16 protein-coding genes are annotated in these 14,794 nt (G+C 44.3%); 8 read left to right on the top strand and 8 right to left on the bottom strand.

All coding sequences use genetic code 11. The features are described 5' to 3' along the window. The 3 genes from RG47T_RS23465 to RG47T_RS23455 are packed head-to-tail and all read right to left on the bottom strand — an operon-like array spanning window position 1 to window position 4,178. Window positions 1–1,107, bottom strand: a complete 1,107-nt coding sequence (locus RG47T_RS23465; RefSeq protein ID WP_074492325.1) for an acyl-CoA dehydrogenase family protein — start codon at window positions 1,105–1,107, stop codon at window positions 1–3. A 2-nt stretch (window positions 1,108–1,109) separates the two neighbouring features. Beyond that, window positions 1,110–1,730 (bottom strand): nicotinamide riboside transporter PnuC, encoded by a 621-nt coding sequence (gene pnuC, locus RG47T_RS23460; RefSeq protein WP_074492324.1) that lies wholly within the window; start codon window positions 1,728–1,730, stop codon window positions 1,110–1,112. 12 nt (window positions 1,731–1,742) lie between these two features. Further along, entirely contained in the window at window positions 1,743–4,178 is a 2,436-nt protein-coding gene (locus RG47T_RS23455; protein WP_317041625.1) for a TonB-dependent receptor, read from the bottom strand. Window positions 4,179–4,827: 649 nt separating this feature from the next. Here RG47T_RS23455 and RG47T_RS23450 point away from each other — a divergent pair. From RG47T_RS23450 to RG47T_RS23440, 3 genes are all read left to right on the top strand, one after another. Further along, window positions 4,828–5,097, top strand: a complete 270-nt coding sequence (locus tag RG47T_RS23450; protein ID WP_074492322.1) for a hypothetical protein — start codon at window positions 4,828–4,830, stop codon at window positions 5,095–5,097. A gap of 62 nt (window positions 5,098–5,159) precedes the next feature. Beyond that, a complete protein-coding gene (locus RG47T_RS23445) occupies window positions 5,160–5,636 on the top strand; it encodes a hypothetical protein (RefSeq protein WP_074492320.1) in 477 nt (158 codons plus the stop codon). Between the two features lie 53 nt (window positions 5,637–5,689). Then, window positions 5,690–6,241 carry a GNAT family N-acetyltransferase gene (locus RG47T_RS23440; protein ID WP_074492318.1) on the top strand — a complete coding sequence of 184 codons (552 nt, stop codon included), beginning with the start codon at window positions 5,690–5,692 and terminating at the stop codon, window positions 6,239–6,241. 74 nt (window positions 6,242–6,315) lie between these two features. Here the strand turns inward: RG47T_RS23440 and RG47T_RS23435 are convergent, their stop codons facing one another. From RG47T_RS23435 to RG47T_RS23425, 3 genes are read right to left on the bottom strand one after another with little or no spacing between them, the layout of a single operon-like run. Then, complete coding sequence (locus RG47T_RS23435) at window positions 6,316–7,221, bottom strand: prohibitin family protein (protein WP_074492316.1); 906 nt, start codon at window positions 7,219–7,221, stop codon at window positions 6,316–6,318. Window positions 7,222–7,248: 27 nt separating this feature from the next. Further along, complete coding sequence (locus tag RG47T_RS23430) at window positions 7,249–7,440, bottom strand: DUF6358 family protein (RefSeq protein ID WP_074492314.1); 192 nt, start codon at window positions 7,438–7,440, stop codon at window positions 7,249–7,251. Window position 7,441: 1 nt separating this feature from the next. Continuing rightward, complete coding sequence (locus tag RG47T_RS23425; protein WP_074492312.1) at window positions 7,442–7,756, bottom strand: rhodanese-like domain-containing protein; 315 nt, start codon at window positions 7,754–7,756, stop codon at window positions 7,442–7,444. Window positions 7,757–7,878: 122 nt separating this feature from the next. Between RG47T_RS23425 and RG47T_RS23420 the strand changes: the two genes are divergently transcribed. The 5 genes from RG47T_RS23420 (at window position 7,879) to RG47T_RS23400 (ending at window position 12,876) form a co-directional block, all read left to right on the top strand. Continuing rightward, window positions 7,879–8,997: a DUF4407 domain-containing protein gene (locus RG47T_RS23420; RefSeq protein ID WP_074492309.1), complete on the top strand. Its 1,119-nt coding sequence runs from the start codon at window positions 7,879–7,881 to the stop codon at window positions 8,995–8,997. A gap of 24 nt (window positions 8,998–9,021) precedes the next feature. Then, window positions 9,022–9,315, top strand: a complete 294-nt coding sequence (locus tag RG47T_RS23415; protein ID WP_074492307.1) for a nucleotidyltransferase family protein — start codon at window positions 9,022–9,024, stop codon at window positions 9,313–9,315. Next, window positions 9,305–9,571, top strand: a complete 267-nt coding sequence (locus tag RG47T_RS23410; protein ID WP_083627503.1) for a HepT-like ribonuclease domain-containing protein — start codon at window positions 9,305–9,307, stop codon at window positions 9,569–9,571. The genes RG47T_RS23415 and RG47T_RS23410 overlap by 11 nt, the downstream gene beginning before the upstream one ends. 135 nt (window positions 9,572–9,706) lie before the next feature. After that, the gene (locus tag RG47T_RS23405) at window positions 9,707–11,572 is read left to right on the top strand and encodes a M61 family metallopeptidase (RefSeq protein ID WP_074492305.1); all 1,866 of its coding nucleotides are present in this window, start codon (window positions 9,707–9,709) and stop codon (window positions 11,570–11,572) included. Then, window positions 11,572–12,876 (top strand): M28 family metallopeptidase, encoded by a 1,305-nt coding sequence (locus RG47T_RS23400; protein ID WP_083627581.1) that lies wholly within the window; start codon window positions 11,572–11,574, stop codon window positions 12,874–12,876. Before RG47T_RS23405 ends, RG47T_RS23400 begins: the two co-directional genes overlap by 1 nt. On the opposite strand, the gene RG47T_RS23395 is transcribed toward RG47T_RS23400, so the two are convergent. Continuing rightward, window positions 12,869–13,372, bottom strand: a complete 504-nt coding sequence (locus RG47T_RS23395) for a GNAT family N-acetyltransferase (protein WP_074492302.1) — start codon at window positions 13,370–13,372, stop codon at window positions 12,869–12,871. The two genes, RG47T_RS23400 and RG47T_RS23395, sit on opposite strands and share 8 nt — an antisense overlap. A gap of 102 nt (window positions 13,373–13,474) precedes the next feature. Continuing rightward, window positions 13,475–14,794 (bottom strand): glycoside hydrolase family 9 protein (locus tag RG47T_RS23390; RefSeq protein WP_216351100.1); only part of this gene is annotated, 1,320 nt, incomplete at its 5' end.

Below are 14,794 nucleotides of genomic sequence, written 5' to 3'. Positions count from 1 at the left end.
CTATTCGGGGAAGGTTAACAGGGAATGCTGGCTGGCCGTGTGCAGATCGCGCCAAACCTGGTTGATCTCTGTATCTGGCGACGCCGCCATCAAACCGCAATAGGGGAATATTTTATCTACACTTTCGCGTGCTGCTATAGCCAGCTGGCGGCTGGTATGGCTTACGGCCTGCAACTCCTCCGGCGATTCGAAACCCGATGCAAAGTTTCGCCATGAAGTATCTAATGCTGCGTAAAAATCATTGCGAATGTTTTGCAGATTAGTTTTCACTTCTTCCAGCGCATACATTAAGGTTACGCGGTTGGCGGTTGTGAGTTTGGCTAGCTTAGCTCTTTCTTCAAAAATCGGCCCGCACAGATCAACAAAATGCAGGGCCATGCCCGATAAGTTAGCTGCCAGCGTACCCTCTGCCAATTGGCGAAAAGGGTAATTATATAAAGGCGAATCAATCGCTTTGGCATCTGCATCAATTTTAAAACAGCGATTAGCAGCTACCTCCAAATTATTGATCTCGAAAGCATGGCTGCCTGTGCCCATCATGCCCACATATTTCCAGGCGGGTATCAGGGTGGCGTGGTGGCTATCTATTACAAAGGGGAGTATTAGCGGTGTACCATCTTCATTTAACACGGTTTCTTCACCCTCTTTAATCACACAGTTAGCGGTAAACTGGGTAGCATGCTTTACACCGCTGGCATATTTCCAGCTGCCGTTAAGCATGTAACTACCGGTTGAAGTTTTGGTCGCTGTGCCCGTAGCTGCGCCGCTCCCGGCCAGGCAAACTTTAGGATCTGCAAAAATCGATTCAGCTATTTCCGGGTTAATAAAGCCACCAAACCAGCCTGCACCCGCACAAAGTGTAACCACCCAGCCTAGGCTGCCATCGGCCCAGCTGAGTGCTTCTTCCATGCGGATGAGATCGGGAAGATCTAGCTCCAGTCCACCATAAACTTTGGGAACCAAAAGTTTAAACCACTGCTGCTGATAAATGAGTTCCAGTTGTCCAGCTTGTAACATGCCTTCCTGCTCGGCAGCCATGGCTTCTTTACGGATTACATCCACCCATTCTGCTTTTAATAAAACTGCCGGGTGTGCTATATCGGTCATGATCATTGTACTACAGGTTGGAGCTTTTGTTTACGGTAAACCTTTTGCCAGTCGAAATAGCCGAAAATGGCAATTACAAACAAAAACAGGGTTAATAGGGCAAACAGCGGCAAGTGTTTATAAAATAATAAGGGGATAGCAAACAGGTTACTTACATTAAGTATAACCCAGTTCTCTATCCGTCGGCGGGCCAGCAGCCAAGTGCCTGCCCATGCCGATGCCGATACCCAAGAGTCCATTACCGGCACGGTGGATGGCGTAAAGGTGATGAGGATCCAGTAGATCACTGCCCAGCCGCCAAAAGCGATGAGCAAGGTCATCATCCATTCCTGCCGGGTAGCGTAGGCTATCTGCAAAGGTGGCTCATTCTTCCGTCGGCTCCATACAATCCAGCCATATATGCTCAATATCACATAATAAAGGCTCAGCCCGGCATCGGCAAATAAACCGGCTTTTAAAAATAGTAATATAGTAATAGCCGAGCTGCCGATACCTGCCGGATACAGCAAAATGTTGTTCTTCCTGGCCAGCAAAACTTCGGTTACGCCTAAAATAACGGCAAGCCACTCTATAAAAGTGGTTTGCCGCATTTGTTCGGCTAATAATTCAACCCATTGATTCATCGTATCGGCTGATTAAAATTTTAAGTTAAGCGATGCCAAAAAGTTACGCGGCGCTTGCGGGTAAAAGTAGTTGTAGTTAACCACCTGCCCGCCTTCAATATCCGGGTACGTGGCACCATTAGCCTCGTATTTTTTGCTTAATATGTTATTAACCAGTAAGGTTATCCCAATGTTCTTAACAGATTTTATGCTGAAATTATAGTTAAGCCTTACATTGTTTATAAAGTAAGAGTTCAAATAACGGTTTTGCGCAAACGAACTGGTACCTGCCGATACTACACCTGGTGCGTTGGTATTGGAGGTATTATCCAGATATTGCCTGCTTACATACTTGCTGATCAAAGCAATCTCGCCATTCTTAATCGGGCGGAAACTGATCTCGCTGCCTGCAACTACGCTTGGCGAAAAAGCGATATCCGTTTTCTTATAATCAGTTTCTACATAGGCCCCGGTATCGTAGCTGTACAGAAAGCGTTTAAAGTTTTTTACTTTATTACTGCTAAAGGCGGCATTGGCTGCCCAGCTTAGCTGTTTGGTAATCCGCAAGCGGCCGTCGAGCTCAATGCCTTCGCGGTAGCTGTCTTTAATGTTGGTACGGATAGCCGCGCCCACATCATTGAGCGAACCGGTTAACACCAGCTGGTTTTTGTACAGCATGTAAAAGCCGTTAATGCCGCCGGTAAATATACCCTGGCTGGTGCGGTAACCTACTTCAAAATCTTTCAGGTTTTCAGATTTCGGGCGACTGTCGGGCGTAGAATTCGTATAATCATCGCGGTTAGGCTCGTGGTTACCCACGGCAAAGGATGCGTATACGTTGTTATGCTCGTCAAACTCATACGTAACGCCTGCTTTGGGGTTAAAAAAGTTAAGCGTAACGGCCTGCTGTACGTTGTTCAGATTTCGGTCAAAACCCAGAAAAGAGTAGTAAATGTGTCGGTATTGCAAATCACCATACAACAGAAACTTACCTGCCTGCCATTCGGCACGCATAAAGGTGTTAAAGTCGTTTTTCTTGGCATTGTCGCGCGAGTACTCGTAATCGGGCGGGATGTTTGTGCTTTGCTGCGTCCACTCAATGTTGTTGTAGTGCGCACCTTTGTACTGGTTATAGGCACCGCCTAAAATTATATTCAGCGCATTTATCGGCTGGTATTTAAAGTTATACGTTAGGCCGTAAAATTGATTGTTAAGCCATAAACGCCTTACTAAATCTGTAGCGGCAAACGTAGTGCCGCCTATGGTTACCGGTACTATATTATAATTTTTAAGCGAATCGGCATTTTTATATTCTTCGTAATAACCATAACCTTTGGTATAGTGCAAAGCCCCGTTAAAGGATAGCTTACTGCCCAGTTGCTGGTCATACAATAACTGGTAATGATTTTGGGTGTAGTTATCGGTCTGATTTTTATAGTAAGTACCGCTCGATTTAATGTAACCCAGCTCATTATAAGTGCGGTTGCCTGCAGCCATGCTATCGGCATTTACACCATTCCAGGCCTGGTAGGTTTGCTCCTGACCAGAGAATACATTTAACCTGATGATGCTGGTTTTGCCATAATAAGCACCGCTTAAAAAGTACGATTTGAGCTTAGAAAATGCCCTGTCGATATACCCATCAGAATTAATACGCGATAAACGGCCATCGAAGCTAAAGTGCCCGCCAAGCAAGCCGGTACCCAGCTGCACGGTGTTTTTCACCGTACCGTAAGAGCCTGCCGAGTTGTTTAGCTCCACGTAAGCAGAATCGCGGCGGGTAGTGGTTTGTATATTAATACTGGCACCGAATGCACCCGCGCCATTGGTAGAGGTACCTATGCCGCGCTGCACCTGGATATTATCGATAGATGAAGCAAAATCGGGAAGATCTACAAAATAACTCCCCTGGCTTTCAGAATCGTTCAAAGGCACGCCGTTAACGGTAACGTTGATCCGTGTACCGTCTGACCCGCGAATACGTATACCCGTATAACCTATACCTGCACCGGCATCTGATGTGGTTACTGCCGATACCGTTTGCCCCAGCAACATGGGTAAATCCTGGCCGAGGTTATTTTTTTGGACATCTTTGCGGCTTAAATTGGTAAATGCCGTTGGCGATTTACTGCTGGCCCGGGTAGAGGTTACGTTAACATCTTCGGTAACAATAGCGCCGCTGGTCAGCACAATATCCGTATTGGTGTTAGCTTCCAGATTAACCTCGCGGTTAACGGTGCCGTAACCAATAAAACTTACACGCAGGTTGTAATAGCCGGCTTTTAAGTTGCTGAATTGATAATGCCCGGTAGCATCGGCAATTATAGTTTGTGTTTTAGTAATGCTTACGGTAGCGCCGGGTAAGGCGCTGCCGGTTTGGCTATCGGTAACGGTGCCCGATAGCGTAAATTGAGCCGATGCCATAAAAGGCAACAGCAGGGCTGTAATAGCCAGTAGTAAATTTTTCACAATAATTTGTCAATAACAATGAGTTAAACCATCTGCCCGTAAGGGAGTCAACGAGCAGTACACTTAACTTTTTACCATCCCTACGCCGGCATTATCCGGATCAGGTTCAGGAGCGGAGTTTACAGTTGATGCTTTATAGTTCATAGCCGGAAACCGACTCGAAACTCAAAACTCATTACTCAAAACTTCTCTCCATGGGTATGATCTCAGCCTGTCTTTCAGTTTGGTAAACAATCTGCAGTTTGTTTGTAACCAAAGCAAGGCACCCCTTAAGAATATGCGACAAATATAGTATTTGGTTTGGAATATTAAGGAATTGTGAAAATTGGCAACCCGTCGTACTGAATTTATTTCAGGGTGACGGATGCTAAGTCTGCCATTTCTCTGCTGTATACCTACCATGTGGGGTCCTAAACAGGTTCTGTAGGGCGATTTGTTAATGATAATGGAACTTTTTGCGTTAGATAGAAATGAAAAGCCAGGAGCGAGGGTTTGCAACTGATATGAGCCTTGGGCCGGAGGCAACGCCTTATTTAATAGAACTCTGGTAAAGCACCATTAAAAAGGTGATTTCACGGGTTGTTTTTCATTCAATTTGTAGTTAACTTTAATATACTAATTTGTTAACGCTCCCTAAATCTTTATCATCATGTCAATACAAAAAATCTTGAGTGAAGACTGGTCATGGGTTGATGACAGGAAGAAACCGGAAGACCGTGGGTTTGTATCTTGCGAAGAAATTTATGAGGTTGAATACCTGATAGATCTTTTTAAGAAGCACTATCCCGTTAAATCAGAAAAAGAGATCATCTACGCCATAGCTGCCGGTTTAAGATCAATCGAAGGGTATAAACCGCGCCAACAATTTATTGAAATTGTAAGCTCCAAGCTATTTGCCCGCGAGGCCATGATTGGTTAAACTGTACTGTAACAGCTATAATTTGCAACAAATGGGTATATTAGTAAGTATACACTACTACTATGAAATACCGGGTGCTTCACTATACTTTAAAGGTTTGGCTCAGCAGTGTTGTATTAACACCGCTGATACAAATTGCGGTGCAGTTAATAACCCAGGTGCCGTACAAATTTAATTCGGTACGTGATATAGCTGTGTATTTTGTATACATGCTGGTATGCGGCTGGCTGTTCTCCATCCCCTGCTGGTTCCTGCTTTGGTTAAGCACCTGGCTAAGCAACCTCTTAACATCAAATACAAGGCTAATAAAAACTATTATTACTGGTGCCGGGATATTGATAGCCATACTTCCTTTTGTAACGTATGCTGGCAAATCATTACCCCAGTATGATAGCACCGATTTTATTTGGGTAATGCTTTACCCTTTAACCATTGTTACGGGCATTTGGGTATTCAGGCTTAAGCCAATAGTGCAACCGGCCTCGGCGCATGATATTGATGAATCTATTGCAAATACAGATGGACCGATAGATGCCTAACTATTATCGTGGTTGACAGATAAAGCTTACTAAGCTTTATACTATATTGCAAAGTGGAAACAGACATTAAGCTTAGGCAGGAAAGCCCGTCGGATTATATTGAAATAGCTAACGCGATTATAGATACCTATGAGGCTGTGCCCTATAGCAACCATAAAGAGCAGGAGATGGTTGACAGGTTAAGGAAATCTGAGGCCTTTGTACCGCAGCTATCCATAGTGGCACATGATGCGCAGGGAACAATAGCCGGGCATATTTTGCTAACTAAAATTGAGATTAAAAATAAAGGAGAAGTTTATGAAGCACTTGCTTTGGCTCCGCTCTCTGTAAGGCCCGCATATCAAAACAAAGGCTTAGGTGCCAGGTTAGTTTTAGAAAGCCACCGGATAGCAAAAAGCTTGGGATACAATTACATCGTTGTATTGGGTATTTCTAATTACTATCCAAAATTTGGCTACCAGTTTACCAGTAAATACGATATTAATTTACCGATCAAAATAGCCGAACAAAACGCATTGATTATTTCTCTGAACGGGAGCAATTTTCTGGACATTACCGGCGGTACGGTTATTTATTCAAAAGAATTTTTTGGCGATAACCAATAAGAAAGGCCTTCGGTTGCAACCGAAGGCCTTTCTTATCAAAGCAAAAATCTTGACTCTTACATCTCGATTCTAAACTACTGTTTGTCGCTCAAAATAATCGGTGTTTTCCCGCCGCCCATAATAATAACTTTGGCATTTGGCGATAATGCAATTTCCTTTTGAGCTTTGATGCTTTCGTATTGCAGTTGCTTGTCAGATAAACCCGTCGAAAGGATCTTCTGATAATCGGCTATACCTTGTGCTTCTACGCGTTTACGATCTGCCTCCTGGCGCTCTTTGGCCAGTACAAACTGCATTTTCTGTGATTCCTGCTCGGCATTGATCTTTGATTCGATACTGGCTTTTACAGATGCCGGCAGGCTGACGTTACGCACCAATATCTGCTGCAGCAGCAACCCATTTTTGGCAAAATTAGCCGTAATAGTACGGTTAATCCTGTCCTGAAACTCCTGGCGTTTTACCGAATACAGATCAACCGCCTGGTAATTAACCGCATTATCGCGTATGGCGGTACGGGTAACCGGGCGAACAATTTTCTCTACATAATCCGCACCGATGTTTTGGTATATAAACGGCGCCTTATTGGGGTCTACCTTGTATAGTACAGAAAGATCGATAGTTACTTCTAACCCGTCAGACGATAATACCCTGATGGCATCATCACCCTCTTTTTGGCCTTCGCTGTTTACGCCGCTCATGGTATAGTTCTCTGTTTGGATGCTAAACGTGGTTACATCAACCAGCGGATTAATAACATGCAGCCCGCTCGGCAGCACCTGGTCTTGCACCTTACCAAATAAGGTTTGTACACCAACCCGGCCCGGGTCAATAATTTTAAATGACGACAGCACTACGCCCAAAACAATAATGGCGATACCTACCTTGGTAATAAGGCCGCCATAATGGCTGGCATCAGATGGCGAACGCTTTACCCCAAAACCTGCTATAAGCAGTATGAGGCCAACAATGGCAATAAACATGATGGGTTAGGGGTTAAAGGATTTAATTTATTTTTTATTGTTGATCATGCCGCGTACTTCTTTAAGCAGCTTTATTTTAAGCACAACAAATACAGCAGCCACCAGTGCGGCGGCCATCACAAACTCATAGCGTTTGTTTTGTATGCCCCAAATTAGTATGGCCAGGCAAACAACTATACCAACGGTATAGACTGTATTTAAAAGCATTTTTTTACCCATATTAGTATACGGTTATATTAGGGTCTATATCATGCTGCCAGGCAAGTATGCCACCTTGCAGGTTGGCTAAATTAGTATAGCCTTGCTGCTCTAACTGGTATAAAGCCACTGCGCTGCGTTTACCGCTGCGGCACATAATAACTACCGGCTTATCGTGACTTATTTTATTGGTTTCAATTAAAATGCCGCCCAAAGGGATGTTCTCGCCATCAAGATTAGACATTTGGTATTCAAAGTCTTCACGCACATCTATTAATTGAAAATCGTCACCGCGATCTTTCATTTCTTTTAGTTCCTGAACTGATATTTCTTTCATGGTCAAATATTATATTTCAAAGGTATGTTTTTTTAGGATTAATTATTGCTGTAAGCAGTTTGTAACAATCAGGGGGTAAGAGCGTTTTATAGATAACAAATGTGTTTTAACATATTATTACAATGAATAAAATCACCCGCTTCTTTTGGTTCTGTTCGGGCGCACATATAGGTACCTTAAAAAAATACCCTATCGAGCACAATAAGTATGTTGGTATAGGGGCAACTATCTTCTTTACAGCGCTATTTGCGTCGCTTTCGGGCGGTTATGCCATGTATTTTGTTTTTAGCGGCAATGCATTTGCTGTTGGGTTTGCCATTCTTTTCGGCCTGCTCTGGGGCACCGCCATCTTTAATATGGACCGCTACATTGTATCCAGCATTAATAAACAGGGCAGTACCAACTCCCAGATTCTACAGGCTTCGCCGCGGATTTTGCTGGCAATTATGATCGGCGTGGTCATTTCACGCCCGCTGGAATTGAAGATATTTGATAAAGAGATCCGCCAGAAATTAAAAACCGCCTACCTAAAAGGGCAGCACAGCAAAATAGATACGCTGCAAAAAACGTATCAACAAAAGTATGCCATGGAACTTGGCCACAACCTCGACCTGAAAAAGGAAAAGGATTCGCTGGAGAAAGACATTAACCACTCGCGCTTCGAATTAAACCAGGAAGTTTTTGGAGATAAAACCAATCAAACCTCCGGCTTATCGGGCTATGGTACTTACGCCAAGCAAAAGCAGGCCGTATTGCAGGAAAAAGAAACCAGGCTAAAAACAGTAACTGACGATTTGGGTAAAATGGACAATTATCTCGGCCAAAGAAAGGATTATGAGGGATTAAACAGCACCCGGCTTTTCTCAGACAAGCAGCTCGACAGCCTGGCCAATGTGGCCGGTTTTGCCGACCGTAACTGGGCCCTGGGGCAACTGGCCTATAATGCCAACGGCACCCGCGACCTGGATACTTACCTGGCCGAATCTTTTATTGGCTACCTGTTTATCTTGTTTGAATGTTTGCCGGTATTTGTAAAGCTGATGTCGCCCAAAGGCCCTTATGATGTGGCAGTTGCCAAAACCGCCGAAGCCAACATGCACTTTGCTGAGCGCGATAAAGACCGTGATATGGCCGTTACCGACGAGGTTTATGATTACCAGTTGGAAAATGACGTGGAGCACCGCAAAAAGATCATCACCGGTCAATCGGCGTATGACATTGAGCGGCATAGTTATGAGTAAGCATTAATATTATTATATTTGGATATGCAACTTTCGGCAAATGAACTTCAGATCATAAGTGATTATTTCTCGGGGAAGCCGGTTAATAAAGCTTATTTATTTGGTTCTTATTCGCGCAATGAAGCAGAAGCCGAAAGTGACATAGATATTTTGGTTGATCTGGATTATAGCCAGCATATAGGTTTTGGCTTTGCTAAAATGCACCTGGACTTGCAGGATAAACTATTTAAAAAAATAGACATAATACCCTCAGATGCTGTTTCAGAGTTTATACAGCCCTTTATTGATAAGGATAAGGTTCTGATCTATGAAAGATAAGATCGGAGATCGCCAACGGTTACATCATATTCTTAAAGCTATAGATGAAATTAAATTTTATAGCGCAGATACCGATCTGGACGCATTTTTACTCAACTCGATGATGCAGTATGCCTGTATAAAACAAATAGAAATTATAGGCGAAGCAGCAAATCATATCTCTCCTAAAATTAAATCAGACTATCCGGATATCGCATGGACAGAAATAGTAGGGATGAGACATGTTCTCGTTCATGAATATTTTGGCTTGCTATAAAATTGATTTGGCAGGTCATCAACGATGATTTATCTGTATTAAGAGCACAAACGCAGCAAATTATTGACAATCTTCCATCGGCAGACAAATAATTACAGTTAAATCTTAAATTCGAGACCTATTGTTAGGTATCCAATGAAAAAATTATTACTTGTTAGCGCCCTCGGGTTGTGGTCTGTTGCTGCCATTGCGCAGGAGAGCCCCGTATATTATTCTATCGCATTCCCCAATGCGGTGCATCACGAAGCCGAGGTCAGTATGCGGTTAACGCAGGTACCCGGCGGGCCTTTACGCGTACGCATGAGCCGCTCGTCGCCGGGCAGGTATGCCACGCACGAATTCGGTAAAAACGTTTATAACGTAAAAGCTTACGATAAAAACGAAAAACAACTGGTGGTAAACCAGGTGGAGGGCGATGTTTACGAAATACCCAGCCATGACGACGGCGTAAAAATAACCTATACCCTTTTTGGTAACTGGGTTGACGGTACCTATGTGGGCATAGACGAAAGCCACGCCCACCTTAACATGCCTGCCACATTGATGTGGGCCTATGGCATGGATAAAAGGCCTATCCGTATCCAATTTCCGGATGTAGAAAAACATGGCTGGAAAGTAGCCACACAACTAAAGCCAGAAGGCTACAATACTTACTTTGCAACCGACCTGCAATACGTAATGGATAGCCCAACCGAGCTGGCCGACTATAAAGAATACAGCTGGGATGTGGTGAATACCGATGGCAAAAAAGAAGCTATTCATTTAACCACACATTCAGACGATGACCAGGCAGTAGTTGATGGCTTCGGTAAAAGTTTACAACGTTTGGTGCTCGAAGAGAAAGCCGTTTTTGGCGAATTACCAACTTATGATTTTGGCAACTATACCTTCCTTCAGGATGTTTACCCAACCAACTCGGGCGATGGTATGGAGCACCGGAATTCTACCTGTATTGTACAGCCTGCAGCACATATTGCCGGTAATGAAAAACGGTTGTTAGGTACGTTTGCTCACGAGTATTTCCACAGTTGGAATGTGGAGCGCATTCGCCCCAAAACACTGGAGCCCTTTAACTTTGAGCATGCCAACATGAGCCACGAGCTTTGGTTTGCCGAAGGTTTTACACAATACTACGGCGACCTATTATTAAGCCGCGCCGGTTTTAACACCAACGAAGATTTTTATGGTAGTGCAGCCGGGCTAATTAATTCGGTATTAAATACACCGGGGGCAGCCAATTTTTCGGCAGTACAGGCCAGCAATTATGCTGTATATGCCGATGCCGGGGTGGCTATTGACCCTACTAACAAAAACAATATTTTTAATAGTTATTATGTGTATGGTGGTGCCATAGCGCTAGCACTCGACCTGCGCCTGCGCACCGAGTTTAATTTAACGCTGGATGATTATATGCGCCAGGTATGGCTGGCACAAGGCAAGGTAGAAAAGGCTTACACCATCCCCGATCTGCAAAATATATTAGCCAAATTCACTAAGAACCCAGCCTTTGCGGCCGATTTTTTTAAGAAATACATTTATGGTTTAGAGAAAAACAATTACGCCGCTTTGCTTGATAAAGCAGGCCTGCTATTACAACGCGCCAACCCGGGCAAGGCATGGGCAGGCCGCATTGCTGCGCCTTCTTTCCGTGGCAGCGAGGGTATGGCCCGCAGTACAGGTACCAACGGTTTAATTATTACATCGAGTACCCTGCAAGGCACACCGGCCTACAAAGCAGGCCTTGATGCAGGCGACCGCATTACCCAGGCAGATGGCCAACCCGTTAAAGACGGCGATGCCTTTAATACCATTGTTGCGGCCAAAAAACCGGGCGATAAAATTGAGGTGATCTACAGCAACCGTACCGGCGAGCATAAAACGACAATAACGCTGGAAGAAAACCCGGCTTACGAAATAATTACCTACGAAAAAGCGGGTAAAACCCCTAACGAATTGCAATTGGCTTTGCGCAATGCATGGCTATCAACCAAAGTAAAATAATGATGAAGAAAACCCTTATCGCAACCGCGCTGATATTGAGCAGTGCTTATGGCTATAGCCAGGATGTTAACAAGTTGATTAAAGAAGATGATGTACGCAAGGTAATCAGCACCCTGGCCGATGATAATATGCAAGGCCGCGCTACCTTTACGCCGGGCATTGAAAAAGCTGCCCAATTTATAGAAAGCGAATATAAAAAAGCCGGACTAGAGCCATTACCGGGCAATTCAGATTTCCGTCAGAATTTTAAGATGACCCACATTATCCCGGTAAAAGTACAGGCTAATATTAACGGAGCAGATGTAGCTGCAGATCATGTTATAGCGATGAGCAATAGCAGCTTCAGCTGGACTAATAATGCCAATGTACAAGTTATAAAAGTTGGTGCAGATCAAAACTTCCAAACGGAGTTTCGTAATATCAGAAAAAGCGGTAAGAATGCGCTGGTACTGGTTGATCCAAAATTCCAGGACTTTTTTGATCGCATTCGCGGAGCATTTGGTAAAGGGACTAACTCTTTAAAACCAGCCGAAGGAGGCCCGCAAATTGTATTTGCATTAGGCACTTTTGCCGATGTAAAAACTTACACTGTAAACGTTGATATTAAAAGCGAACAATTACCGCTGTTTAATATCACCGGTATGATAAAGGGTAAAACCAAGCCCGACGAATATGTGATCTTCGGCGGCCACTACGATCACCTGGGCATCCTTAAACCGATGGAAGGCGATAGTATTGCCAATGGTGCAGACGATGATGCATCGGGTACAACAGCGGTAATTACCCTGGCTAAGTACTTTAAAAAGTTAAATAACAATGCCCGTAGTATTATTTTCGTCGCATTTACTGCCGAGGAAATTGGCGAGTACGGATCTCAATATTTTGCAACCCAGGTTGATCCGCTAAAGGTTTCGGCTATGTTTAATATCGAAATGATTGGCAAGGCATCAAAATTTGGAGAAAACTCCGCTTTCATAACTGGTTACGAGCGGACAGATTTTGGTAAAATCCTGCAAAAAAACCTGGAAGGTACCGCCTTTAAATTTTACCCTGACCCATACACAGAACAAAACCTGTTTTACCGAAGCGACAATGCCTCACTGGCCCGTGTAGGCGTACCAGCGCATACCATTTCGACAGATCAGATCGATATCGACAAATTTTACCACACTGTTAAAGACGAACTGAGCACCTTGGATGTTAAAAACATTACATCAACAATTAGGGCTATCGCTTTAAGTTCGCAATCAATTATTGCAGGTACAGATACGCCAACACGTATACCGCCACTTACTGTTAACTAAGCGGTAGCGGTTTCTGCAAAATATAATCATTCATCCAATATGGGCCTATGGCAATGTCCTCTTCGCGGGCAATGCCAAAGCCCATTTTTTGGTAAAAGGCCAGGGCGTTGTTATGCCGGTTTACGTTGAGCAATAATTTGGTAGCGCCTGCATTGGCTGCTATATTGCTTACATTATCTATCAATATCCGGCCATAGCCTTTGCCCTGTGTTTGTGGCAGGCAATAAAGTTTATGCAATTTATAAGCGGCAGGCTCGCCTTTATAGGCCGAATAGGCAGCAAAAGCAACTGCGCTGTCGCCCTCTTTCAGCAATAAAAAAGTTTGTTCGTTGGTGGTTATTTGCTTTTCAATCTCTTCGGCGCTGTACAGCAGATCCAGCATGTATCTAATTTGCTCTTTCTCTAATATAGGCGAATAGGTTGGCCACCAGGTTGCCTCTGCCAGTTGGCGGATGGTTTCTACATCATTAATGGTGGCGGTGTTAATAGTATACATGGCAATGATTTTAACTTCACAAATCACGTTAAAATAGGTTGTTTAACTGTTTACTTAAATCAAAAAAAGGCAATTATTATTCAACCTGGTTAAATAATTTATCTACCTATCCACACTCAATGCCGTAACCGCATCCAAAAACCAGGCAGCGTGCGGTAGCCACTGCTCGGTCCAGCGCCACTCTTCGCCTTTGTCTTCTTTTTTAAAATCAATACCGCTGCCGTCGGGGCTGCCTTCTTTACCGGTAATGCCGTTAGAGATCCCTCCACGCTGTGATCCGTGGCCATAGTTAGAGCTCATATAAGGCACATTGTTTTTACCAAACTGGTACATAAAACACATGGCATAAGGGTTGCAACCCAATATCCACGACAGTTGCTGCGAAGCATACACGGCAAGCGAATCTTTACGAGCCTGGTTATGATCTACTGCGTAAAGTACTTTGCCGCCTTCAATGGCGGCAGTAGCCAGCGAGCCTAAACGGGCATTTTCGCCCTGCCACCACCAGCCGGTCTCGTTTTCGTGCGGAATAAAAAAGCCTTCCTGTATTTTATCTTTAAACCTGAATGTTTGCCTGGCATAACCAAAAGAATTGCTTACATCATTAGTTACATGCAAATTGTATTCGAGCGCTTTGCTAATCACCGAGATTGATCTGGTCCGCAAAGCAGTATCTGTTTCTTTAGTCAGGTACCGGCATAATGCCACAACAGGCAACCCGGCATCGGCTGCATGCCAGTATGGTCGGGTACCATCATCTGCAATAAAATACCCTGCCGGTGTAAGGCGTTTTTGCAGGTTGGCGGCACGTTTCCGGGCTTCGGTTTTGTATTGCAGGTCATTAGTGCTAATCCATAGCTCAGTGGCAGCCATCAGGGCACAGTAGTCGTCAATAATATTTTCCTTGCCGTCATCATCGTACTTCAGGTTGTTTTTTTGCAGGTGGGCAAAGGCCCGCCTGGCAGCAGCAAGGTATTGTTGTTGGGTATAGTCGCCATGCTTAGCCCAGCGGGCAACCCGGGCCAGTGCGGCAATGGCCATACCGCCACCTTCGCGAAAAGCACATTGATATTCATCGGTAGTAACACTGCTGGCATGCAGGCCCACTACCCGGCGGGCATCGGGATCTTTTTTAAAATAGCTGAAAATGATCATCCGGAAATAGCCCTCTTTAGAGAGCGCACGCATCATATAATCGGCACCATATAAAGCCTCGCTGCGGATGGAGTCCTGTACCTTCAAATCAGCCATTAGCTTAGGCAAACGTTCGGCCGTATTAATCATAGACCAGGTAACCAGCGGTATTTGCTGCGGCGACACAAAATTGGCATAAGCCAGGTGCGAAAAATATTTACTTACATCGCCGGAGGCATCACACCAGCCGCCGTGCATATCAACCCGTTTCTTACTGCCATAAAGCAG

This window comes from Mucilaginibacter polytrichastri (genome assembly GCF_001911425.1).
Classification (GTDB): domain Bacteria; phylum Bacteroidota; class Bacteroidia; order Sphingobacteriales; family Sphingobacteriaceae; genus Mucilaginibacter; species Mucilaginibacter polytrichastri.
Note: the sequence above shows the minus strand (reverse complement) of the source record. Positions and strands in the feature narration are given on the sequence as shown.